Here is a 26538-nt window from a genome sequence, read left to right on the forward strand (position 1 = left end):
TTCAATTAATGGCCTGTGGCTTCACCTGCACCACTGGGTATTCTAATATTTTCTACAATTTCTTGAACATCTTCAGGTGGCTCTGGGGTAAATTGTAAAACAATTATTGCTACAATAAAGTTAGCAATCATAGCGATACTACCAAACCCTTCTGGCGAAATACCGAACCACCAATCTGCCGGAGTTCCACCACCAAACCAACCGAATTTAAACTTGGTCATATAGAACAGCATAAGAACAATACCGACTACCATACCGCTAATAGCTCCTTCTTTATTCATTTTCTTATAAAATATACCGAGCACAATTGCAGGGAAAAATGATGCCGCTGCCAAACCAAATGCCAGTGCTACTACCGCAGCTACAAAACCAGGAGGATTTATTCCAAAATAACCTGCAATAACTACGGCAACTGTTGCTGCGCCTCTAGCCACCCATAATTCTGCTTTGTCTGAAATATTCGGTTTAAATACTTTTTTTACCAAATCATGAGAAACCGATGCCGAAATAACTAATAATAACCCAGCTGCTGTGGATAGTGCAGCGGCTAACCCGCCAGCTGCTACCAATGCAATTACCCAAGCTGGTAAATCTGCGATTTCAGGATTCGCCAATACCATAATATCATTATCTATGGTTAATTCGTTTTTGGTCATGTCCGCTACATATTGAATTTTGCCATCTTCATTTTTGTCATCAAAAGATAGCAATCCCGTTTCTTCCCAATTTTTAAACCAAACCGGCATACTAGCATATTCTTCGTTGCTAACGGTATTAATAAGATTGGTCTTCGCAAATACAGAAACGGCTGGTGCCGTAGTGTATAGAATAGCGATCAGTAACAATGCCAATCCGGCAGATTTACGAGCGTCTTTTACTTTTTTTACGGTAAAGAATCGAACGATTACATGCGGTAACCCTGCGGTACCGACCATTAAGGCTAAGGTGATGGCAAAAATATCGGTAACGGATTTAGAGCCGTCAGTGTATTCGTTGAATCCTAGTTCTGTTGATAATCCATCTAACTTATCCAATAGAAAAGTACCGGAGCCATCATTGAGTGTTGAGCCCATACCTAATTGCGGAATAGGGTTTCCGGTCATTTGAATGGATATAAAGATGGCGGGAACCATAAAAGCAAAAATTAGTACACAATACTGTGCTACTTGTGTATAGGTGATGCCTTTCATTCCGCCTAGAACAGCATAAAAGAGAACGATAATCATACCTATAATTACACCTGTGTCAATATCTACTTGAAGAAATCTTGAGAATACCACACCAACACCTCGCATTTGCCCTGCTACATAAGTAAATGATACAATTAGTGCACAAATTACGGCCACAATACGTGCTGTTTTTGAATAGTATCTATCACCTATAAAATCAGGAACGGTGAACTTGCCAAATTTTCTTAAGTACGGAGCTAGTAGTAACGCCAGTAATACATAGCCGCCCGTCCAACCCATTAGGTATACGGAGCCGTCATAACCGGCGAAGGAAATTATCCCAGCCATTGAAATGAAAGATGCTGCAGACATCCAATCAGCTGCCGTTGCCATTCCGTTTGCAAGTGGAGAAACTCCGCCACCGGCAACATAAAAGTCCTTTGTAGATCCTGCTCTTGAATAAATAGCGATTCCTATATAAAGGGCAAATGTGAGTCCTACTAAAATATACGTCCAAGTTTGAACACTCATAATGTGGTTTTTTGGTGGTTTATGGTTGTGCTATTATTCGTTGTAGCCGTATTTTTTATCCAACTTGTTCATGAGTCTTACATAAACAAAAATCAGAATTACAAATACATAAATAGATCCCTGTTGCGCAAACCAAAATCCTAATTTAAAACCTCCGATTTTAATGGTGTCTAAAGCTTCTTTAAATAGAATGCCTGCCCCAAAGGATACAACAAACCAAATAGACAATAAAATGAATAAGTACCTGACGTTTTCTTTCCAGTAAGCCGATGCTTTCTTTTGTTTTTCTGACATGTCTTTTTCGGTTTTTATGAATAGAATACCCTGGAATTTATCACAGGATACTTTAAATAAAAATTAGTATACTTCAGCGATAAAATACTGAGTCTTTAAATCTCGATTATCGAGTAAATTAGGTAAAAAACTTTAATTGGGTATGAACAATACTCCGCTTGAAGAGTCTTTTTTTGCTCCGGTCACAGAAGAAAGCACATTTGTTAATTGCGCTACTCTTAATACTCCCATGAGTGCAAATACTAATGCTTCTTTAAATTCTATAATTATTTTTTCTGGCACAACTACTTTTGTTGTGTCACCCAATTTTTGCTGTAATGTTTCTATTAAAAATGAATTTAATGCGCCACCACCTGTAACCAGCAATTGCTGCTTGTTGTGCTTGAAATTCAGATTGATTTGTTGCGCTACTTTATCACAGATATGGTGAATACCTGTATGAAGTAAATTTTCGATGGTATCATCCGTATCTTCAACTATAGGAACCACTTCTGCTAAAAACCATTCATAACCGATGGATTTTGGATGTGTTAGCAGGTAGTATTTTAGATTGTTTAATTGCGCTAACATTTTGGTGTTAATCTTACCCGAACGCGCAAGTTTACCATCTTCGTCATATTCTAATTCAACTTTTCTGGTGATATAGTTTAGAATCATATTTGCCAAACCTATATCATATGCAATTCTCTTATCCTTTACTTCAAAAGACACATTGCTGATACCACCAAGATTTAAACAATACTCATATTCATTAAAAAACATACGGTCACCTATAGGTACAAGCGGAGCTCCTTGTCCGCCAAGAGCCAGGTCGTTTGTCCTAAAATCTGCAATTACTTTAATGCCTGTAGCATTTGCCAAATGTTGCCCTGAGCCTACTTGAAATGTGAGTCCCATTTCTGGTCGGTGATGGGTGGTATGACCATGACTAGCTATGTAATCTACTTCTAACTTGTTCTCGTTTATAAATATTGAGGTTTGCTCACCTAGGTAAGTACCGTAAGTGTTATGTAATTCAATAAGTTTTTCTGCGGATAAAGTAATAGCATCTTTAAGGGTGTTCAGCATCTTTGATGAGTACTTCACACTTTTAGTTTCTTTTATATCAAACTCCCATACCCCATTTTTCTCCCAAATGTGGCAATAAGCTAAATCAAGACCATCTAATGATGTGCCCGACATAAGACCAATAATTTTATATGTTGTCATTTGCGATTAATTGGGGTTTCTTTTTTATTTGAAAATAATAGATGATTGCTAGAACTAAAATTAATTCGGTGAGTAGGGAAAAAATAGAGCCTTCGAAGCCAAATTGACCTCCATTAATTTTATTGTTTTCAGGAACCTTAAATTCAATAATACTATAAATATCTTGCCCACTAACATTGAAGCCTAGTAATGATTGAAAGAGATTCCAGCTAAAATGGAATGCTATTGGGTACCATAGGTTTTTTGTATACATATAAGAAGCGCCCAAAGCCATACCAGCCAAGAAAAGCCCAAGTAAACTAAACAAACTTATATTAGGATTTGCACCATGCATTAAGGCGAAAAGTGCAGAAGCAACTATTAATGCAACATATTTGTTAAATGAGAGCATTAGGTTTTTTTGAATATATCCTCTAAAAAGCACTTCTTCTAAAATTGCTACTAGTGTGAATAATGATATAGTATAAACCAATTCTAAAAAATCAAATTTAACTGCAGTAAAGATAATTTCTTTAGATACTATTAAACCTAAATAGGCTATACCCATAATGACAATTCCAAGTAGGGTGCCTATTATGATATCTTTTTTTCTGTTTTTTATATGAAGTCCTACTTCGATAAAATTTTGCTTGTCCATATATTTCATGAAAAGCCAAACTAAAAAAAGAGTGCCTAAAAATGAGAAAAATGTCATTGTTAATTGTTGAAGAGAGGTTTCTTGAAAATCTCTATCACCAAATGGAATACCGGCAACGAAGGCACCCGCAACTTGAAATAAACCTACTATTAAAAAGTAGGGTATTATGATTGCTAAAACTCTTAACCACCCATTATGATTCATATGCTTTTTTAAATATTAAATGGTAATTTTCCTTTTGCTTCAATACTACCTAAAAAATGTTCGGTAGCTACATCTTGAAACTCTTTGAAATTCTGATAGGCTATTACCGTTGCCGTTGTTTTTTCGGTTTTGAAAAACTTCAACGCATACGGATTGCCAAAGTGATATAACACAACATTTTTAGAGGCTATCAATTCATTTATAAATTCGATTTCTTCATCAAAGAATCCGAATTTGTTGGTCGGTTTTATTTGTGGCGGAGTTAATAGAAGTAAGATTTCGGTTTCCTGTTCAACTTCTTTTTTCATTTCTAAGATATTATCTAAAATATCTTGCTTCGTTTGGTCGGTGCCAAATCGTTTTATGGTTAGCGTACAGAAATTTGTTGTTTTAAATGATGCGATTTCTGCAGCAGTACCATGATGTAAAGTGAGTGATTGTTCGGCTATTTTTCTGTTTAGAGAAGAAGGGTCGGTTAATTTTATTTCTAAACTCTCTTCGGTAATTGCCTTTTCTTTAAGCTGCCAAATGCGTTCAACGCTTTTATTAATTTGAGCTTCAGTTGCATTTTTTAAGATATGCTGAATGCCTTCTTCTATATGTTCGGCAAAACATAATACATCATTACCAGCGTTAAAAGCTAGCCATTCTAATTCTCCCTTAATAGGATAATGTTTTGACACTGCATGCATATTGAGCGCATCTGAAATGACTACCCCATCAAAGCCCATTTCGTTTCTTAGCACACCAGTTATAATGTCTTTATTAATGCTTGAAGGTAATTCTGGATTAGTAGTTAATGCAGCAACGGATAAATGCCCTACCATAACAGAATCTACACCTTCGTCTATTAATTTTTGAAAAGGATACAATTCATTTTCAATAAGTTCTTCTTTCGATTTGTCAATAACGGGTAACCCTAAATGGGAATCTGTTGCTGTATCGCCGTGACCCGGAAAATGTTTAATGCTCGTAAATACACCTTCACTTTGGGTGCCTTTTACAAAAGCAGTTGCCATCGTAACTACATTACTCTTGTCATCACCAAAAGAACGATACCCAATTACGGGATTATTCGGATTCACATTGACATCTACCACAGGCGAAAGATTCCAATGTATACCAGCAGCTTTACAATCTTTCGCAATCTGCTTGCCAACTTCAAACACTAATGCTTCGTTATCAGTATTTGCGCCAAGAGTTATAGCATATGGATATTGCGGAGTATTTTCAATTCGCATTGCTAATCCCCATTCGGCGTCAATAGAAATTAATAGGGGATAGGTTGCTGTTTTTTGATATCTCGTGATGAGGTTTTTTAAAGTCTCAAAACTATTCTCGTTTACCACTACTTTCTTTTTGCCTTCAAAATTGGTAGCAGCACTTGCTCTTGAATGGAAGAAACAGAGTCCGCCAACGTGGTGCTCAGAAATCAGCTTTTCTAATTGCTGAATTTCTTCTTCTGTATCATTTATAAAAGCTGCGGGCATAAATAGCTGTCCGACTTTCTCGGTTAACGAGAGCTTTTTTATAGCTTCTTTTGTAGGTATCATATTATTCATTGGGAACTGATGTTTTTTTACCGAAATCTGCCGGATAAGAAATGAATTTTAATAAGAATAGTGCTGGCAAGGCTGCGATAACTACCCAAACGAAAAAGCCTTCATAACCCAGCCATTGTTGAATATAACCACTAACCATACCCGGTAACATCATGCCCAGCGCCATAAAGCCTGTGGCGATGGCATAATGCGATGTTTTAGACTTACCGTCGGCAATATAAATGAGGTACATTAAAAAGGCTGCAAAACCGAAGCCGTAGCCGAATTTTTCAAAAATTACTGTTGCCGTTACTGCATAAATATTAGTGGTATTTGTCACTGCTAAAATGGCATATAAAATATTGGGTAGGTTTAATGAAAGCACCATAGGTAGCATCCATTTTTTTAAACCATCCCGAGAAATGAGAATACCTCCTAATATTCCTCCTAAGGAAAGAAAAATAACTCCTGCTGTACCGAAAATTGTTCCTAGCTGTTCTGTTGAATATCCTAATCCGCCTTTACCGGGAGAATCCAGCAAAAACGGAGAAGCCATTTTTACCAATTGAGATTCACCCAAGCGATAGGTAAGTATAAACGCTAGAGCAATGCCAATACCTGGTTTTTTGAAAAAAGAAGTAAATACTTCTAAGAATCCAGCAGGTTTTTCTTTGTCCTCTATATTTTCAGATTCATATTTCGGAGTAACAAAAAAGGTAGCAACAGTCATAATCAACATTAAAAATGCTGCTGCCGACATGGTTACGCTCCAGGCTTTAGTATTGTCACCATATTTGTTTTCTAAAAATCCTGCTAAGACAACAATTAAACCTTCACCGGTTACCATGGCAAGTCTGTAAAAGGTACTTCGCATTCCCACGAAAAAAGATTGTTTCTTTTCGGTCAAGCCCAACATATAATACCCATCTGAGGCAATGTCATTTGTAGCAGATGCAAAAGCTGCCATCCAAAAACAGGCTAATGATGATATAAAAAACATATTGGTTGGTAAGGTTAAACCAACGCCCAATAACGAAATTGCGATTAAAAGTTGCATGGCTAAAAACCATTTACGCTTGGTACTTTTTAGATCTACAAACGGACTCCATAATGGTTTTAAAACCCATGGTAAATACAGTAAACTCGTATATAGCCCAATGTCTTCATTGCTAACGCCTAATTTTTTGTACATAATTACCGAAACGGTAACTACCAAAACATACGGTAACCCTTGTGTGAAATATAAAACCGGAACCCATGCCCAGGCGCCTTTATCTTTTTGAATCATTCTTGGGATTGTTCTTTAGGTTGATGACTGTTGGTTTAGTTTCTGCGCCATAAAAATCAATAAAGCTGATACTGTAAAATGATTTACGGTAATCTGTTTTTGATATGCGAATGGAATTAGAATTCGGTTCTACTAAATTTTTTGAGAGTAATTTTTTAATAGAATATTCCTCTTTTACTTTTCTGCCAGCCTTATATAGAAGAGCATAACGCAAGCCTCTTAAATCGTCGTATTCTAGAATAACCTCATCATCAACAAAAGAAACATCTAAAAGTTTAGGTGTCATCGAAATGTGATTTTTTGCCAATGAAGAAATAGGATTCAAAGCAGGTAACTTATAATATTTCTTGTGAATATATTCAACCACATCATCATTATCTTTCATTAGAGATTTGGCGCTGAACATGATGTTCCCCTGAATTTCTGGTGTCTCTCGGGCGAGTTCTAGTTGGTTGGGGATCTCTTTAATATCGTCCCAGGCTTTATCGCTATTGTTTCTAATTTTATATGGACCGTTACCTACATAAAGGTTAGTTCCATAATTGTTTTTAGACCACCAGTCTAGAATTTTGGTATGAGAGGCTACAGTTAAATCCATACTCCAATATACTTGGGGTGCTAGGTAATCGATCCACCCATTTTCCATCCAAAGTAGCGGGTCTGCGTATAAATCTTCATAGGTAGTTTGCCCTGCTTTCGTATCGGAGCCCTTTGGGTCTGTCGAATTGTTTTTCCAAACTCCGAACGGACTAATACCAAACTGTACCCATGGCTTAATCGATTTTATTGTATTATGAGATTGGCTTACCAGAGAATCTATATTACTACGTCGCCAGTCATCAATAGTTTGATTTTTTTGTGCATAAGTTTCAAATGCTAAAGAGTCATTAAAAACTTCATTGGTGATTTTATATGGATAGAAATAATCATCGAAATGAATGGCATCTACATCATAGTTAGAAACCAGTTCTGCAATGATATTAGAAAAATGCTTGCGTACTTCCGGTAGCCCAGGGTTGTAGTAATTCTTTTTGCCATAATGCACAATCCATTCTGGGTGAGTGCAGTAGTCATGGGTTTCAGAAAGTACTTCGAAATTCTCATCAAAAGTTGCCCTGTATGGGTTTAACCATGCGTGAAACTCCATTCCTCTTACATGAGCTTCGTTAATCATCCAATCAAGAACATCTGTATTCCATTTTGGTGCTGTGCCTTCTTTGCCTGTTAAAAATCGGGAATATGGGGCGTATTCAGATTGGTAAAAAGCATCACCTGCAGCACGAACCTGAACGATTAGAGCATTGTAATTTTCTTTTTCGTAGAAGTCTAGAATTTTAAGGTAGTCCGCTTTTTGTTTCTCAGAAGTATCATTGCCATTTTTTGGCCAGTCGATATTGACCACAGTTGCAATCCATACACCTCTAAATTCTCTCTTTGGGTGTTTTTCATGCGATTGAAAAACTCCACAAGAATTAAGAAGTAAAAGTAGAAGGGTGAGTAGTGTTAGTTGTTTTGTCATAAATGTAAAAAAGGCCCATTTTAAAACTAAAAATAGGCCTTTTAATTTAATTTAGTTGTTAGTTGAATTTATGTCTTACAAAGGCTTCCATAGCCGCGTATGATGATAAGCCCATTGCTTTGTATTTATTAGCGGTATCGCGGTTTCTTTCTTCTGCACGCATCCAAAATTCTCTAGAGTCGTCACCTTGAAACATTACTCCGTCTTTTTGAGACTGGTGGCAGAAAATAGCATATCGCTTTTTCAATACTTGCCCCGGACTCATCGGTACTGCCATTTCAATTTCGTTAATATCCCACTCATGCCAAGCACCTCTGTACAACCAAACCCAGCAATCTTTCATAAAAGGTTCTGATTTCAATTCTTCGCATGCTGCAAATACAGCATCTAAACAAACTTTGTGTGTACCGTGAGGATCGGCTAAATCCCCAGCGGCATAAATTTGATGAGGTTTTATCTGTTTAATAATATCTACAACAATCTTAATATCTTCTTCAGATAAGTTTTTCTTCTTAATAGTACCTGTTTCATAAAACGGAAGATCTAAAAAATGTACGTTTTTATCATCAAGTCCCATATACCTGGTTGCGGCATAAGATTCTCCTCTTCTTATTTTTCCCTTTAAATTTCTAACTTCTGGAGCATCAATTCGAGTTTCGTTTTTATTTGCTATAGATTTAATAATATTTTTTGCCTCATCAGACGGATTAATCTGCATAGCTATTTCAGCATATTTTCTAGCATCGGTATCTGAAACTGCAATGTTACCCGAAGTTTGATATACAATATGTACATCATGACCTTGTTCGACTAACCTGTCAAAAGTGCCGCCCATAGAGATAACATCATCATCTGGGTGCGGACTAAATATGATTACTCTCTTTTTGGCTGGTGTAGCACGTTCTGGTCTGTGGGTGTCATCAGCATTTGGTTTTCCGCCTGGCCAACCGGTAATGGTGTGTTGTAATTTATTGAACATTTCAATATTCAGATCATAAGAATCATCTAAGGCTAAAAGATCAGCCATGCCGTTATCGTTATAATCTTTATCGGTTAAACTTAAAATAGTTTTACCTGTAGTTTCACAAAGCCAAACCATGGCTTTTGCCTTTAACTCCTCGTTCCAATCGCAAGAATCTACTAACCAAGGTGTTTTGTTTCTAGTTAACTGGCTACCTGCACCAGTATCTAAAACAAAAGTACAATTGTCATGTTCTTGTAAGTAGGTTGCTGGTACGTGTGATGAAATATCGCCTTCAATAGTTTTTTTAATGATACCCGCTTTGTTTTCGCCCCAGCCTAATAAAACAATTCTCTTGGCTTTTCTTACTGTAGCAATCCCCATGGTAATTGCTTTTCTAGGTACATTGGCTATACCTAAAAAAGAAGGTGCTGCATCTACGCGAGTTATATGGTCTAAAGTAATTACCCGTGTTCCGGAATTAAAATGAGAACCTGGTTCATTAAAGCCGACATGGCCTGTTCTACCAATACCCAATAATTGAAAGTCTAAACCGCCATGCTCTTTTATTTTGCGATCATAGCTTAAACAATATGCTGTAGTTTCTTCATTACTTACAGTACCGTCAGGAATATGAATATTCTTTTCAGGTATATCTACATGATTAAAAAGATGCTCATGCATGAAATAGAAATAACTCTGAATGTTATTCGGCTCCATCGGTAAGTATTCATCTAAGTTAAAGGTGATAACATTTTTAAAGCTCAAACCTTCTTCTTTGTGCATACGAACTAATTCTTCATAAACCCGAATTGGTGAAGAACCTGTCGCTAAACCTAATACGCAATTTCTCTTTTGCCCTTGTCTCTTTTTTATCAAAGCAGCAATTTCATGGGCTACTATTATCGAAGCTTCATTGGAATCTTCGAAAATAACATTATGAATTTTTTCGAATCGTGTTTCTTCAAACTGACCTATAGGCTTGTGTGAGATGTCGATCTTAGAATTTTTAACGGTTGTTTTCATGAGATAATGGTAGATTTTTGGATTTTTAAATCATGCAAATATATGCGTTATTTTAATTTAATGCAGTTTTTTGCAATAAATATTGCTGTATTTTGCTGTTAATTAATCATTAATTTTTGTTTTAGTAACATTACCGACATAAAACAGCATGTGCTAAAAATCATTATCTTTGGAATTATTATACATATATAAAGCTGCTATTCCATGCTAAAAGAAGAGCGTCAACAAACCATTTTAAGTGAAGTTGACTTACATAATAGAATACTTATTACAGATATTGCCGAGGCTTTAGATGTATCAATTGATACTATAAGGCGTGATGTCAAAGAGCTTGATGCGGAAAATAAATTGCGTAAAGTTCATGGTGGTGCAATCTCTATGGGGTACATGACCAATAGTGCTAGAAATACCAATATATATAAGCTAGAAGATAAAGCGGCAATAGCGGTAAAGGCGGTTAGTTTGTTGCGAGATGGTGCCGTTATTTTTTTAGATGGCGGTACTACTTGTATGGAGCTTGCAAGAATTATACCTGAGAATTTAAACCTTACTTGTTTTACAATCAGCTTACCGGTGGCTATGGAATTGTCTCATAAAGCAAATATTAATGTAATTTCTATTGGCGGACAAATTTCTAAGGAAGCACAGATTGCTATTGGCGCAAATGCTATTCATCATTTATCTGAGATACGATTCGATTATAGTTTTATAGGTACAGGATATGTTGATGCTACATTTGGTTTAACCGAGTTTGATTGGGATATTGTGCAAATTAAAAAGGCGGTGATTAAGGCATCAAAGAAAACGGTCTTATTGTCTATCTCTGAAAAACTGAATTCACAACACCGCTATAAGACTTGTGATATTAATTCTATTAATACCATGATCACAGAATTAAAGCCCGATGATACATTGCTAAAGGCGTTTAGAAATCACGATATAAAAATTTTATAAGTATATGGATTACAAGAAAATTACCGAAACTCCGTCGAACCACGACAATTTAGAGTTGATGGATACCACTACTATTCTTCAAAAAATGAATGAGGAGGATAAGAAGATTGCCGATGCGGTTGAAAAGACGATCCCGCAAGTAACTAAACTTGTAGATGCCTTAACAGAAAGATTCAATAAAGGTGGTAGACTTTTTTATATAGGTGCGGGTACTAGTGGTAGATTGGGGATTCTAGATGCTTCTGAAATTCCGCCAACTTTTGGTATGCCACATGAACGTGTGGTGGGTTTAATAGCTGGTGGAGATACCGCTATTAGAAAAGCGGTTGAAAATGCCGAAGATGCAACTAAGCAGGCTTGGCTAGATTTGAAAGCTCATGTTATTAATACCAACGATGTAGTTGTAGGTATTGCAGCATCAGGTAGTACACCATATGTAATTGGTGGCTTGGAAGATGCCAAGAATAACGGAATTTTAACGGCTGCAATTACCAACAACCCTGGTGCACCGATTGCTAGAATTGCTGATATTCCTATTGAAATAAATGTAGGTCCAGAATTTCTTACCGGTAGTACGCGAATGAAAAGTGGTACGTCTCAAAAACTGGTATTAAATATGATATCTACTGCTTTAATGATCAAAATAGGTAGGGTTAAAGGGAATAAGATGGTAAACATGCAATTGAGTAATGATAAGTTAGTTGATCGAGGAACACGTTATATCATGGAAGGGCTGAATATTGAATACGCCGCAGCTGAAGCTTTGTTAAAAGAACATGGTTCTGTAAAACTAGCGATTGATGCCGGTAGGGAGTAAGTAACTTTTCTAATTTTATACTATCATAAAAAAGGTCTGTAATCTTAATTTGATTACAGACCTTTTTTGATTTTGTAAGCTTGCTATTATGCTACTTTTTCGGAATTAGTTTATAGATACCTTTTCCTTCAACGGCGACATAAATAAAACCATCGGGACCTTGTTTTACGGCACGTACCCTACCTAGTCCGTCCATTAATTTTTCACGGGCGGTTACTTTGTTTCCATCCATTACTAATCTTTCTAAATATTGAAAAGCTAAAGATCCAACCAATAGACTCCCTTTCCAATTTTTGTATTTATCCGTAGTTACAAACTCCATTCCGCTAGGAGCAATAGATGGTACCCAATAGTGAATGGGTTGCTCCATTCCGCTCATTTCTGTTTTATCGGTAATTGGGGTGCCGCCATAATTGATACCGTAGGTAACTAAAGGCCATCCGTAGTTAGCTCCTTTTTTGATAATATTTATTTCATCACCACCTCTTGGTCCGTGTTCGTTATCCCAAATATCGCCTGTTATTGGGTGCTTTATTAATCCTTGCGGATTTCTGTGTCCGTAACTGTAAATTGCAGTCTTTGCGCCTTTTTCGTTTATAAACGGATTGTCTTTCGGTATGCGCCCATCGTCATGTAAACGGTAAATTTTACCACCATCTCTTTTAATATCTTGCGGGTTAATATCTCTATCGCCACGTTCACCGATAGAAAAGTAGATATATCCGTCATTGTCGAAAGCAATTCTAGATCCAAAATGTTGTCCTTTTGTAGTGTTAGGTACTGCCTTGTATAGTATTTGAGTTTCTGTCAAATTACTGTTTTTCAATTTTGCTCTCATCAATGCTGTATGTCCGCCTTTTTCATCACCTTCAATTGATGCATAAGTGAGGTATATCCATCCGTTCTCTTTGTACTTAGGATGAAGGGCAATATCTAATAATCCGCCTTGACCTCGATTATAAACTTCAGGAATATTACCGATTATCGTTTTTTTTCCATTGTTAAAATGAATCAATTTACCTTCTTTTTCCGTGATTAAAATACTATTGTCAGGAAGGAAGGTAAACCCCCATGGAATCTGTAGCTCATCGACGAACAGCTCTGCTGTAAATACCGACTCTTTTGGTGTATTTATCTTATTTTCAATGTTTTGTGCACAAGATAAATTTAGCGATACAACGAATAAAAGATTAAAGATGATACTATTTTTCATATACGAGCGTTAGAATTATGTTATAGAACACATGATTTTTTAAAAGATAAAATATAAGCAAAAAATTACACCAAAGAACTAATTAGATCCCAAATCGACTTTGTTCTTAAAAACGAAACTTAACCTATGCTTCCAAAACAACAGCGGTATGCGCTGTATGTACTTTTTCTGATTGTTATTTCAGTAATAGGTACTACGGCATTAGCCAACTCTAAAGTAACTACCTTGTACGAAGAGGTGGCACATGTAATCGAAAAAGCTGTTTCGGTTTCTACCAAAAACAAATCGACCTTAGAAAAGAAAGCTCAAGTTGCACGAAAGTCTAACTTAACTGCCTCGGCAATGTTTACTACTCTGATTGTGGGTGCAGATGCTACTGAAACTTGTAACGATAACGGTTTTACCATTGCACGTTTTAATTTATGTGGTGATTTTGACGATAGAACAATAAGTTTATCTGGTGGTCCACATAGTTCAGTTTCATGGCAAGTGTTGGGTGGCTCTTGCACAGCGAACGTAAATACAGAATGCCCGAGCACTACAGCCTCTTGTTATTCTACAATTAGTTCTGGACAAACATTTAATTTAGATGCCAGTTCTGTACCTGCAACTTCAGGTGCCGAATATAGAGTTCTGGTAAACGGTCAACCATACTATTTTAAAGTAAAGAAAAGTACCATTACCCAAACATACGTAAAACAAGATTATATATGTGGTGTTGATGGTAGAATACAGATTACCAATTTATCGAGTGCCTACGAATTTAGTATAGATGGTGGTACTGTTTGGCAAGGAGCTATATTTTCTAACCTTACACCTGGTACTTATAATATTTTAGCAAGATTAAGAAATACCGCCAATACATGTGAATACCCCTATGAGCCTATTACAATAGAAGAAAAGGAGATTGAAATAGCCGCAACTTTTACAGATGCATTATGTAGCGGCGATACAGGTAGTATTACTGTTACCGCCTCTAATGTTCCTGGTCCTTATAAATATACGTTGTTGAATTCTAGTGGTGTTGCCCAAGAATTTACTGCTTTTATACCAACCAACCCTTATACATTTTCTGCGGTAGGTTTTGGTACATATACGGTACAGGTAGAAACGCAACAATGTAAAGGAGATCCTTTAAACGGAATTGCTGCTCCAAGACAAAATGTAGATACAAGCGGAAATCCCTTAACTATTGGTGCTGGGGCTTCTGCTTTAGATGCTTCTACCGAGGTAAATAGTAGTTTTGGTTGTTCAAATATTTCTAGCGTAGACATTACCTTAAATACTACAGGAGGTTCTGCTCCATATACATTTACCGTAAATGGCGGACCGGTTCAACCGGCATTTGGTAATGCTGCCACAGATTCTGGTACCACAATATATACAGTAACTACTGCAGGTACCTATGATTTTGTAGTTACCGATACTAATGGTTGCATAATAAACGCTTCTTCTGATGTTGAAGATTTATTGCCGCCAGATATAACGGTTGCAGGTATTGATGGTACGTGTAGTAACGGTGGAGCAAAATTAGAGTTTACAATAAATAATGGTAGAGGGTATAATATTTCTTATCGAGAAAGTGCTGCTGCCCCATGGGTAAGTACACCACAAATTTCGGTAGCTGCGGGTACTTATAATGATATTGAAGTAAGATATCAACAAGGTGCCTTCGAATGTACTTTAGCGTTGCCATCGGTAACGGTAGATACTGTTGGTTCATTAACAGGTAGTGCAACTAAAGTTTCTGATGTTACTTGTACAGGAGCTGCAACAACTGGCGGACAAATTGATTTTGTTGGTCCATTTTCTGGTGGGTCAGGTAGTGGATATGTTTTTAGTATTGATGGAGTTAATTTCTCAGCAACGACTACTTATACCGATTTAGCTGCTGGTACCTATACACCTATTATTAAAGATGCAGGTGGTTGTCGTTTAAACCTTACGGCAATTGATATTTTAGATGTTGATCCACCTACAAATTTAGACTTTGCACAAAGCAACATTAGTTGTGCGGCAGGTACATCTGATGTTCAGTTGACACCAACAAGCAACGCGGCTATCAATAGATATGAAATTATTAGTCCCGCTTATTTTGATAATGGAAACAACGATACGTTTACAGGTTTACTAACCTCTCAAGCATATATTTTTCAAATTACAGATGTAAATGGTTGTTCTTATACTGAAGGTTTTAGACCTATAGTAATTAGTTCTATACGTGTTAGGGTAAAATCTGGCGGAGATTTAAGAGTTTGTAATGGAGAAACCGATGGTACGGGTACTTTCATTATTGACGGTTTTGCGAATAATTACACATATGATATTAACGGAGGATTATTCTCTGGAGGACCTCAAAGTGCTAACGAAGTAGTATTGCCATTATCTGGGGCGGGTACCTATACAATTACAGTAACTGATGCAGATACTGGTTGTACGGATACGACATCTTTCGATATTCAAGATGCTCCGGTCTTAGATTTGTCAACGAGTACAGTTACAGATATGAGCTGTGCAAATGGAAATTTAGGAGCTGTTAGAGCAAATGCCACTGGTGGTTGGGGAACTTTTAGATATACCTTAACACAGCCTGTAGGGCCACAAATAGGACCAAAATCTGGAAGAACCTTTAGTAATCTTTCTGCAGCGGGAACATACATATTAACTGTAGAAGATGCTGAGGGCTGTACAGATACATTCTCATTCGATTTAAACCCAATTGATGCGCCAAGCATAACGTTAGATGGTCCGTCGTCAGATTTTTGTTTCGTTGCAGGTACTGGAGCAACTGTAGTAGTCACTTCTACTGCGGGAACAGCAGCTATTGGTACACATCAATATAGAATAAATGGAGGTACACTTCAACCATCTGCAACTTTTGCGGGACTTTCTCCTGGTAATTATACGATTGAAGTTGTTGATGGTAACGACTGTTCGGCTAGTCTTCCAATTACTATTGCACCTCAATTAAGAGTGAATACAAGTATAGTAGCTGAAATACCTTGTGGTGGAGCTGATGGTAGAATTGAAGTTAGTGTAAATGGAGGTTATACATCAGGTGCTGGTACAAAGCAATATGAAGTTAGTGCTGATGGTGGTGCTACTTTTGGTGCTGCAATTCCATTTTCTACCAATACTTTTGATTATGATACAAACGTACCTGGAGATTATGTTTTCAGAATCACTGATAATAATACAACAAGTAGCGGTTGTGTAGCACAATCTGTTTCAATTACTTTGAATCCGCCTCAAAATATTGCAGCCGCATCTTATGTTGCTAGACCGGTAAGTTGTAGTTCTACTAACAATGGTTCTGTTACTATAATACCAGATGCTACAAGCGGTGTACCACCATACGAAGTTAATTTCAATGGAACCGGTTGGGGTACTCAAACTGTATTTTCAAGCTTAACTGTAGGTACTTATTCTTATTTAGTAAGAGATGCTAGAGGTTGTGAGACCCCAGCTGCTACTTTTGACATTATATTAGATACAACTGACCCACCAGCTACAACAGTTTCTGAAGTACAGGCAGTTTGTGGAGGTAGTGGACCAGTTAGTGGTGGTATCAATATTGATGCTGTAACTGATGGCACGGCTAACTATACTTTTGTAATAGAAGATAATACAGGGGTAGAAATTACAAGAATGGAAGATGTTGATCCTTCTGCCTTACCCGTACAAATTTTGGATCCACTTTTAGTAACTGGAGATTATACGGTTATTACTATTGACGCTAATGGATGTACAGATATCGATACTGTTTCTATTACTTCAAACGAAGTAGTTATAACACCAATACCGCCACCGGCACCAGCAGATTGTGATGATACATCATTTACTTATGCTGTTACCGTAACTGGAGGTTCTGGTTCATATCAAATAAGATTAATAGATCAACCAGGTTTTTATAACTTGAATGATACGCCCGCCGTAAACGATCATACGTTTAGTAATACTGCGGATGGTATTCAATACGGAGTAGCATATACAGTGGTTGTTTTAGACGTGGTAACAAATTGTACTTATGAGCAAGAAATTCCTCCAATAGATGCACCTTCAACTTTAGATGTTACGGCAACATCAACGCCTGGGGCATGTGATGTAAATAGAAATGGAGAAATAGTTTATGACATTATTGGTTATACCATTGGTGATGCTTTAAGAATTACATTAATGGATAATTCAGATGGCTCAAGTTTGATTCTTGAAAATTCTGTAATCACAACAGCATTGCCTTATTCAGATACATATGCAGAATTACCGGGCAACTATCAGATATTGGTTGAAAATTTAACCGATACATGTACAGATGCCGCACCGGTTACGATACTTCAAAATTTACCGGATATTGATATTTTACAGGAAGTTCCTGCAAATTGTAATGCTTTTGGTCAAGTTACCGTACAGGGTAGAGGTGGTTCTGGTGGACCATATGATTTTGCTTTTATGGATAATGGCTTTGCACCAACAGCTACAGATTGGACAACCGATACTACATTCTCTGCACCAGATGGTACTTATGATGTTTATGTAAGAGATGCAAGTGGTTGTACTTCATTTGATATTGCTACCATTATTTCTTTAGATCCAGATTTACCGGTACCAACATTTGCAGTAGTAAATCAATGTGATCCTACTTCAACTGCTTTTGATATTACAGTAAGAGTACCTAGTTCAGTAAACACGCCAAGATTTACTTTGGGTGGTGATGAGCAATTACCAACCGTAGTTGGTGCTTTTTGGGAGTATACATATATCGTAAGTACTCCTGGTGATTATGTTGTAGATGTTGTAGATGCTAATGGTTGTACTAGTGAAGGTACTGCTACGGTTTACGATTTCTTATCGGCTACGGGTAGGTTTTCTACAGATAGTACGTGTAATGATGCAGATGGAGAAATAACAATAGCAACAACTGGTGGTAGTGGAGATTTTGAATTTGAACTAACAGGTGTTGATTATAATTCAAATACCGTAGGACCGATAACACAAAGTAATGATCCAATATTTACAGGTCTAGCTCCTGGTACTTATGAGGTTTTGATAACCGACAACATTGTAAACGATGGTGCTGGTTTCTGTGAAACTACGGTGTCAAACATCATTTTAAATCAGGCAGCACAACCGGTAATTGTTTCAGAAGAAGCAATTGATATTAGCTGTAGAGATGAAAATGATGGGTCTATAGAGGTGGTAGTTGGTCCTGCAAATGCATTGGTGCCATTTACCTCTCAAGACACTCCAATTACCTATATCCTAAATAACTTAACGACAAGTTTAGAGCATGATAGAAATAATACGGGCGCTTTTTCAAATTTACCGGCAGGTGATTATCAAGTTCAGGTAGTAACGGCTCGTAATTGTGAAGTTTTATCTGCAATACACACAATTGATAATCCTGATGCATTTAGTATTACCGCTAGTGCTCCAGATTTCGCTTGTGAGCCAGGCGCTAATAGATATAGTTCAACTATAATTACTGTAAATGTTGTTAATCCTGGAACCATTGGTTCAGGATATCAGTATAGTATCACTGGTCATGAAAATTATCAAACTGGTAATACGTTTGAAATTATTGATGATGGTTCTGCTCAGAATATTACGGTGTACGCTATAGACGGTAATGGTTGTGAAACTTTTTTCGATGTACCAACAATCAATCCGCCAACAGATGTTGTTCCAACAATTGTTGATGTAGATATTTTAAACTGTAGAGATGATGAGCGTGTTCGTATTGAAGTAGCGGGTACAACCGATTTTACTGTTAATACGGTTTCCGTAACTGCTGTAGCTCCTGTATCGAATACTTCTGGTAATAATTATGTAGATGTTTATTTACCTGCTGTTGGAGATTACTTATTCGAGATTATAGATAATACAGTCGGTTGTACGTACCCAATGCCTGTACATACGGTGAATACTCCAGAGATTCCAACGGTTTTAATTAGCGAGGCAAAACCTGTTAGTTGTGCAGTACCAGGCAATGATGGGGCGTTATTCATAACCGTAGGTAATTACACAGGTGAATTTGAAGTCTTTGTTTATGAAGCTACAGACGTAACAAGGTCTACACTTTTAGCTTCTCAAACTTTTAATACAACTAATTACCCCGACGTAAATGGAGATGAAGCAAGAATAGATAATTTACCAGGTGGTAACTTGATCGTTGATGTTGTTTCTGCAGATATACCATTCTGTTCAGGTACAAGTAATGTTACAAATATTAGAACGCCGAATGGAGAACTTCAAGTAACTGCAGAATCTATAGGTAATGTAAGTTGTACGAACGATACAGGTGAGATAATTGCTACAGGTATCGGTGGTTGGGATACTACTCCGTATGAGTATAGATTGTTGATGAGCACAGATGGCGGTGCTACATATACTACTGAAATTGCCGCCTTCTCAAATAATAATGAATTTACAGGTTTGTCTTTCGGATTCTATGAAGTAGAAATTACTGATGTAGAAGGATGTACAAATACGGTAGAAATAGAATTGGAAGAAGTGCCACAAATTATAGCCGGTATTAGAGAGCCTCAAACTTTAGATTGCCCTAATGGTAACAATGCAGTGCTTGAAGCTTATGATATTACAACTGGTGATGTTATAACGGCTACGGCTGGTGCAAGTGGGGGTTTTGCCGGTGCAGGATATAACTATACATTATTGTATTTAAGCGGTAATGATAATACAGCTGTTGTGTCTGAAAGTGGATTACAGAATACGCCTACTTTCATTGGCGATAGTGGCGGTTATATTAGCGCTGGTTGGTATGCAATAGAAGTTTCTTCTAGTTTTGGATGTTCATCTGTAACTGATGCCTACTATGTTGATCCACCACCACCAATTCAACCTGTTTTGGTGCAAATAAGAGTACCTGGTTGTGGAGGAGATGGAGAAATAAGATTGACAGTAGAGAATCCTGACCCTTTATTTACCTATGAGTATTTAAGAGTTGAAAACGGAGTAACTATAGGTACTTATATTCCAATGACAGGTAATTCTTTTAATGCTACAGGTGTACAGGGAATTACATATCAATATGATGTAAGAAAGGTTAATGCATCGGGTGCTTGTCCGGCAATACGTTCTAATGGTATTACCATGACTGATGCTTCTGATCTTGAATTTTTACCAAACTCTCCAGTGGATCCAATTTCTTGTGCATCTGAATTAGATGGTAGAATAGAATCTTTTGCAAGTGGTGGTGTAGGTAATAATATGTTTACCTTATACATAGGGCAACCAACAGATGGTTTTAATATTGGTACAGCAACTATATTCAGAGGTCCCCAATCAGAAGGTACTTTTGAAGGTCTTCCTGAAGGTACTGATTATTGGATTGGTGTTACAAGTGGATTAACTTGTGAGGCTATTGATGGTCCGTTTGAAATAGTTAGGCCTGATCCAATAATATTTGATGCTGTAGCAACTGATGTTACTTGTAATGGTGAAGAAGATGGGTCTATTTCTATTTCTGTTAGCGCAGGTGGCGTTGGCTTAATTCAATTTGCAATTGCACCGAACTTTAATGAATTCTTTAGTGATTCTGATAATCCAGGTACGTATACTTTTGATGAGCTTGCAGCAGGTACTTATGAGATTTTAATAAAAGATGACAATGGTTGTTTTGAAAAAGATTTTATCACTGTTGAAGAGCCAGATGAGTTACAGATTATAAATATCGATACCACACCTGAATTATGTATTGGTGCCAATGATGGTTCTGTTGTTTTTGATATAATAGGTGGTACTCCGTTCGACGATGTTACGGTAAACCCTACTCCGTATTTTGAGTATAAGATTGAAATGGTCGATCCAATAGATGAATCGGGTACAGCAGTATTTGCTCCTTATACAGGTGCTATTATAGAAAATTTACAAGGCGGAGCTTCTTATGTTATTTACATTCAAGATGTTAATCTTTGTTCAATATCAGAGTTGTTTACCATAAATATAGGTGTGGATCTTACTGCAGAGCCATTAGTTCAATACGGCTGTGATGGTATATTCCCAACTAGTACGACTACGATACAATTGGAAAATAATAACTTATTGTCTCAGCTGATGTTTGCTCTTGATCCTATTGATCCGACAGATGCTATAACAGCAAATGCAACCGATGAGTATGTTTGGGGAGATTTACCTGCTGGTGATCATATCGTATACATTTATCATGAAAATGGTTGTACCAATATGGTGGAGTTTAGTATCGATGGGTATGAGCCTTTAAGCCTTGTAGTGGATAAAACCGGACCTAACGAAGTTCTTGCAACAGCAGCTGGTGGATATGGAGAATATGAATTCTTTTTCAACGGACAATCTTACGGTGAGGAAACTACATTTACAACCAATGAAAGCGGAATAGTAAATGTTCGAGTAAGAGATGCAAGAGGTTGTGAGTTAGAGCTTAGCGTACCATTTGAATTTACAGGTATGTTAGAATTCCCTAATTTCTTTACTCCTGATGGAGATAACCTAAATGATATCTGGTCTCCAAATAATAGGGAACTTTTTGATGGTGTGGAGGTTAGAATATATGACCGTTATGGTAGAGTAGTGGCTATATTAGATGAGGTAAGCGGCTGGGATGGTAAATATGAAGGTAAAGAAGTGCCAACAGGCGATTATTGGTATGTAGTTAATGCAAATAGTGATGCAATTAAGTATGTAGGTCACTTTACTTTATACAGATAAATAAAAGAGAGAATATAGATTTAAAAAAGAGGATGCATTGTGTATCCTCTTTTTTTGTTTCGCAAAATTTTAAATAAGTTTTTGAATTCTTGTTCGTCTAACTTTTAGAGTACAATTGGACCTAAAACCACTTTAACTTTAAAAGAGTTTCTTTTTAGGGTACATTTGATAGAAATTTCGAATTTACAGATGAGGTCAATTTTATATATTGTTTTACTGGTTATTTTTCAAAGTTGTGCATCTCAGGCAAAACCTATTCTGATAGATTCAGAAATGGAAACGAATGTGAAAGAAAATCTAGCCTATTACTTGTATTACCCAGAAGATTATGAGGAGGAGCCTGATAAAGATTTCCCAATACTATTATTTTTACATGGCGGTGGCGAATCTGGCGATAGCTTGGTTACGGTGAAAAGAAATGGTCCGCCTAAATTGATAGTTCAGGGAAAAAAATTTCCGTTTTTAATATTGGCACCCCAGAACCCAAACGAGAAAAAGTGGTGGAATACAAGGGCAGTTAAGCAATTGTTGGACTCCGTTGTAAACAAGAATAGAATAGACAAACGTAGAATTTATTTAACCGGATTAAGCCGAGGGGGCGGAGCTGCATGGGAAATGGCAGTACAATACCCTGATACCTTCGCTGCTATGGCAGTAGTTTGTGGTATGACGCCCTTACCTTATGCTTCTTGGATTAATAGGGATATGCCCATCTGGGTTTTTCACGGCGAGAAAGATAAATCTATACCAATAGAAGAATCTGAAACCATGGTAGCTAAATTAAAAGAAATGGGGTACGAAGTAATTTTCACTAAATACCCCAATGTTGGACACAGTGCATGGATCAAAGCTTACGAAACGGAAGCACTTTATGATTGGTTTATGAATCAGGAGTTGAAGTAACTAAACGTTCTAGTTAATTTTTCTGAAATACCATTACAGAATCTCTGTTTTGAGTAACAACAAAGTATGGTCGGTCTACTATATTACTATTTACTTTTATAATACTTTTTGCATCACCCGGTATTAAAAATCCACTTTCTATAGTATTATTAGTTATGTAATTTCCTTTGCCATCATTCTCTAATAATAAGCCGTTGAAGGCATCATTTCTTCCTACGAAAACTTCATTTCCAAAATTATTACCGATTAACAAAATATCTTCATTACCATCCTTATTATAATCTAATGTTGTAATTCCATTAATTGGAGCAACTTGTGCTTCTATGGGTAGTGGGCTATATTTAAATGTGCCATTGCCAATGTTTTCTAGAACTATACTCTTGTCGAAATTACCAATTAGCTTTATTGATTCTTCTAATTCTTCATCGGTAAATAAACTTGAGATGGTTGCTTTGGAGTATTCTTTAAAAGTGCTGAATTTGGCTCTAAATAGGGGGCTTTGACCATTTAAATCTCCCCAAAAGTTTACTGGAAATGATTTGTACGTTGGGTTATCAAAGCTCTCTTTAAAATAAGCGAACATGACAGGGTCAATAGTACCATTGTTATCAAAATCTTTCGCGATTATGGTAACTGGTCTTTCTGAAGATGGTTGATAGAAGTTGTTCGTACCCAGGTTTCCTACTATGAAATCAATATCACCATCATTGTCGATGTCAGTTTTTACAATACTTTCCCACCAACCAGAAAGTTCTTCTACTCCGGTTTTCTCTAATTTATTGAAACTAGTTCTATTATTTTTGAAAATAGTAATAGGCATAAATTCACCAATAATAATCAAGTCGTCATTTCCGTCTAAATCAATATCTGCCCAAATGGCATCGGTAACCATACCTATGTTTCTTAATTCTGGAGCAAGACTATCTGTCACATCTTTTAATATGCCATTTTCGTTTTTTAATAAGAAACTTTTTTCAGCAGTTGGATATTTTGAATAAGGTGTTCTGCCACCAACGAAGAGATCAACGAAGCCGTCTTTATCAAAGTCTGAAATGGTAACAATTGAACCACTTGCATTTACTCGTGGCATCTTATCTGTCGAAACACTAAAATTCCCTTTACCATCATTTAGAAATAATCGGTCTGTATAGTTTATGTTTTCTAAATTAAATTCATTACTGCCAGAAACTAAATACATATCTAGATCGCCATCGTTTTCTAAATCGAATAAGGCAATACTTTCTTCTTCATATAGTTTATGATCTTCATCGTTAAATAATGCCTGTTGATTGAAATTACCAACTTTGTCTTGAAAAAATAATTGTGGGGAAGTACCTGAAGAACTGCCAATAATAAAATCTTCTATGCCATCACCATTAAGGTCCCCAACCGCTGTTACGGGACCATTCTGGGTTAATTTGTGTGGTATAGTGCGTTGTATATTGTAATCTATAATATCATTTTCTTCATGTAAATAGTTTATTCCAATAGCATTAGAAACTTCATTGAAAACTGGTTGTGTTTCTTTTGCAACAAACGGAAATTTTGGATTTTCAGAAGATATAGCAATTGCATCTTCATATTTTATGGTTACCCTTTGGTTGCCTTCGACGTTGGTTAATTTTTGATACTTATTATCTGCCCAAAGTACTTCAACAGATGCTACTTGTTTTTTGTCGCCTAGTCCAAAATGTGCTATGTCTTCAACGGTAGACATATAGCCCCTATACGTATGGTGTTCTTGGTATTGAAAAGTACCGTCATTAAATCTTAATACAATTTTTGCTCCTGTCTTTATCGATTTTGATGAGGAATCTATTAAATCTATACTTAGATAATTATGTTGGTCATCTTTTTGATTCGTATTGTTTTGAAAAATAAGTGCTTCGTCGTTTATGTTGTTTACGATGTAATCTAAATCACCATCGTTATCTAAATCGGCAAATGCTGCGCCATTAGAGAAGGAGGGAATGCCTATTCCCCATTCTTCGCTCGCATCTGTAAACCGGTTATTTTGATTGTTTTTATATGCGTAATTGGGAATCTTGATTTTTGGGATAGAATCCAAAATTTGAGCGGGACTTAAATATCTACTTACGTTGAACTTAAAATCACCAAAATCTAAGTCAGTAATATCTCTTGGAAACCCATTTGTAATTAATAAATCTTGATAACCATCGTTATCCATATCAGCAAATAGGGGAGACCAGCTCCAATCTGTTTTTGATACACCTGCCATTAAACCAATTTCACTAAAAGGTACATTGTTACCATTACCCTTTTGCAACATATTTCTTGTGTGTTGGTATTCGTAACCGAAACGATCATTTAAGATATACTCTGTGTACTTGTTTCCAGATAAAGTTGTTTTTAGCCTTTCGTTGGTTTCGCCAAGCATATCTAAAGTGATGATATCTAGATAACCATCATTATTAAAATCGGATATATCATTACCCATAGAGAACTTACTTTGGTGCTTAATGTTCTCTTTTATCTTATTGGAAAATGTGCCATCCTGATTGTTGATATATAAAATATCATTAGACAAGTAATCATTACTTACATAAATGTCTGGCCAACCATCATAATTTAAATCTGCAATCGAAAGTCCTAAACCATAACCCTCTATGGTAATACCTGCTTCAATAGTAATATCTGTAAATGTTCCATCACCATTATTTTTATATAATTTGTCATTACTTAAGGCAGAGCCATCTGTTATTTTTTTTCTGAAATTAGATGGTAAAATATGTACATCTACATTGTTTAAAACATATAAATCTAAAAGACCATCTTTATTATAGTCTACGAAAGATGCACCCATACTATTGCCAGATTCTTCCAGGCCATATTCTTTTGCCATATTCTTAAAGAAGGGTATACCATTGTTATCTAAACCTTGATGTATAAAGAATATGTTTTTCTTTTCCTCTTCACTGTTTAGCATGGCAGAACAAACGTAAATGTCTAAGAAACCATCATTGTTGATATCGGCGAGAGCTATACCTGTATTCCATTTGTTTAAAGCTTCTATTCCAGATTCTTTAGAGACATCTTTAAATTTAAAATCACCCTGATTTAAATACAATTTATTGGCAACCTGATTTCCACTAAAAAATATATCGGGCATATTGTCATTATTGAAATCACCAATTGCAACACCACCACCATTAAATATGTATTCACTGGTTAATATATTGAAACTGTCGGTTTCTATAATTTTATTGTTAAAATCAACTCCTGATTCAGAAGCAGGAACCACTTTAAAAAGTGAGGTAGATTCTTTATGATTGCATGAAAAAATACTGATTGTTAAAAATGTAATTGTTATGACCGAAAATATTCGCATAATTGAATTTTTAGCGCTAGTTACTTGAGAAGAAGTATTCAAATTGTAGTTAGATTATTAAAAGAAAATAACGTGATTGAGTGTCTCTAGTTCGCAAATGTTGATTTGTATTTTTGCAGTACCAAAATAGTGTTTTTGTACTGAATATCATAAGTAGTAGTGTACTTAGTTAAAGATTTAACGTGATTGTTTCATGTATATTTTTTCAAATTTAAATATG

The 26538-nt window shown here is 36.3% G+C and carries 14 protein-coding genes; 4 read left to right on the forward strand and 10 right to left on the reverse strand.

The features are described 5' to 3' along the window. Positions 1-5: 5 nt before the first annotated feature. The 8 genes from CLV90_RS08670 to nagB form a co-directional block, all read right to left on the reverse strand. Positions 6-1700 carry a sodium:solute symporter family protein gene (locus CLV90_RS08670; protein ID WP_133687121.1) on the reverse strand — a complete coding sequence of 565 codons (1695 nt, stop codon included), beginning with the start codon at positions 1698-1700 and terminating at the stop codon, positions 6-8. 33 nt (positions 1701-1733) lie between these two features. Next, entirely contained in the window at positions 1734-1994 is a 261-nt protein-coding gene (locus CLV90_RS08675; RefSeq protein WP_133687122.1) for a DUF4212 domain-containing protein, read from the reverse strand. A gap of 132 nt (positions 1995-2126) precedes the next feature. Continuing rightward, entirely contained in the window at positions 2127-3203 is a 1077-nt protein-coding gene (locus CLV90_RS08680) for an anhydro-N-acetylmuramic acid kinase (protein ID WP_133687123.1), read from the reverse strand. Further along, the gene (locus tag CLV90_RS08685) at positions 3190-4044 is read right to left on the reverse strand and encodes a CPBP family intramembrane glutamic endopeptidase (RefSeq protein WP_133687124.1); all 855 of its coding nucleotides are present in this window, start codon (positions 4042-4044) and stop codon (positions 3190-3192) included. The genes CLV90_RS08680 and CLV90_RS08685 overlap by 14 nt, the downstream gene beginning before the upstream one ends. Before the next feature lie 8 nt (positions 4045-4052). Next, positions 4053-5606, reverse strand: coding sequence for a glycoside hydrolase family 3 protein (locus tag CLV90_RS08690; RefSeq protein ID WP_133687125.1), 1554 nt, complete (start codon positions 5604-5606; stop codon positions 4053-4055). Then, entirely contained in the window at positions 5599-6873 is a 1275-nt protein-coding gene (locus tag CLV90_RS08695; protein WP_133687126.1) for an MFS transporter, read from the reverse strand. Before CLV90_RS08695 ends, CLV90_RS08690 begins: the two co-directional genes overlap by 8 nt. Then, positions 6857-8392 (reverse strand): glycoside hydrolase family 10 protein, encoded by a 1536-nt coding sequence (locus CLV90_RS08700; protein WP_133687127.1) that lies wholly within the window; start codon positions 8390-8392, stop codon positions 6857-6859. Before CLV90_RS08700 ends, CLV90_RS08695 begins: the two co-directional genes overlap by 17 nt. A 58-nt stretch (positions 8393-8450) precedes the next feature. After that, positions 8451-10379: a glucosamine-6-phosphate deaminase gene (nagB, locus tag CLV90_RS08705; RefSeq protein WP_133687128.1), complete on the reverse strand. Its 1929-nt coding sequence runs from the start codon at positions 10377-10379 to the stop codon at positions 8451-8453. A gap of 204 nt (positions 10380-10583) precedes the next feature. Between nagB and CLV90_RS08710 the strand changes: the two genes are divergently transcribed. Both CLV90_RS08710 and murQ read left to right on the forward strand, forming a co-directional pair. Continuing rightward, positions 10584-11333, forward strand: a complete 750-nt coding sequence (locus tag CLV90_RS08710) for a DeoR/GlpR family DNA-binding transcription regulator (RefSeq protein WP_133687129.1) — start codon at positions 10584-10586, stop codon at positions 11331-11333. A gap of 4 nt (positions 11334-11337) precedes the next feature. Further along, entirely contained in the window at positions 11338-12150 is an 813-nt protein-coding gene (murQ, locus tag CLV90_RS08715) for an N-acetylmuramic acid 6-phosphate etherase (RefSeq protein WP_133687130.1), read from the forward strand. A 91-nt stretch (positions 12151-12241) separates the two neighbouring features. Here the strand turns inward: murQ and CLV90_RS08720 are convergent, their stop codons facing one another. Continuing rightward, entirely contained in the window at positions 12242-13363 is a 1122-nt protein-coding gene (locus tag CLV90_RS08720; protein ID WP_133687131.1) for a PQQ-dependent sugar dehydrogenase, read from the reverse strand. A gap of 126 nt (positions 13364-13489) precedes the next feature. Here CLV90_RS08720 and CLV90_RS08725 point away from each other — a divergent pair, with 126 nt between their 5' ends. Together CLV90_RS08725 and CLV90_RS08730 are read left to right on the forward strand one after the other, a co-directional pair. Next, a complete protein-coding gene (locus CLV90_RS08725) occupies positions 13490-22066 on the forward strand; it encodes a T9SS type B sorting domain-containing protein (protein ID WP_133687132.1) in 8577 nt (2858 codons plus the stop codon). Between the two features lie 189 nt (positions 22067-22255). Continuing rightward, complete coding sequence (locus CLV90_RS08730; RefSeq protein ID WP_133687133.1) at positions 22256-22969, forward strand: carboxylesterase family protein; 714 nt, start codon at positions 22256-22258, stop codon at positions 22967-22969. A gap of 13 nt (positions 22970-22982) precedes the next feature. Here CLV90_RS08730 and CLV90_RS08735 read toward each other — a convergent pair whose 3' ends face one another. After that, on the reverse strand, positions 22983-26318 hold the full coding sequence (locus CLV90_RS08735) for a VCBS repeat-containing protein (protein ID WP_133687134.1): 3336 nt from the start codon (positions 26316-26318) through the stop codon (positions 22983-22985). Positions 26319-26538: the final 220 nt, after the last annotated feature.

Origin of the sequence: Maribacter spongiicola (assembly GCF_004364165.1) — a bacterium.
Taxonomy (GTDB): Bacteria; Bacteroidota; Bacteroidia; order Flavobacteriales; family Flavobacteriaceae; genus Maribacter; species Maribacter spongiicola.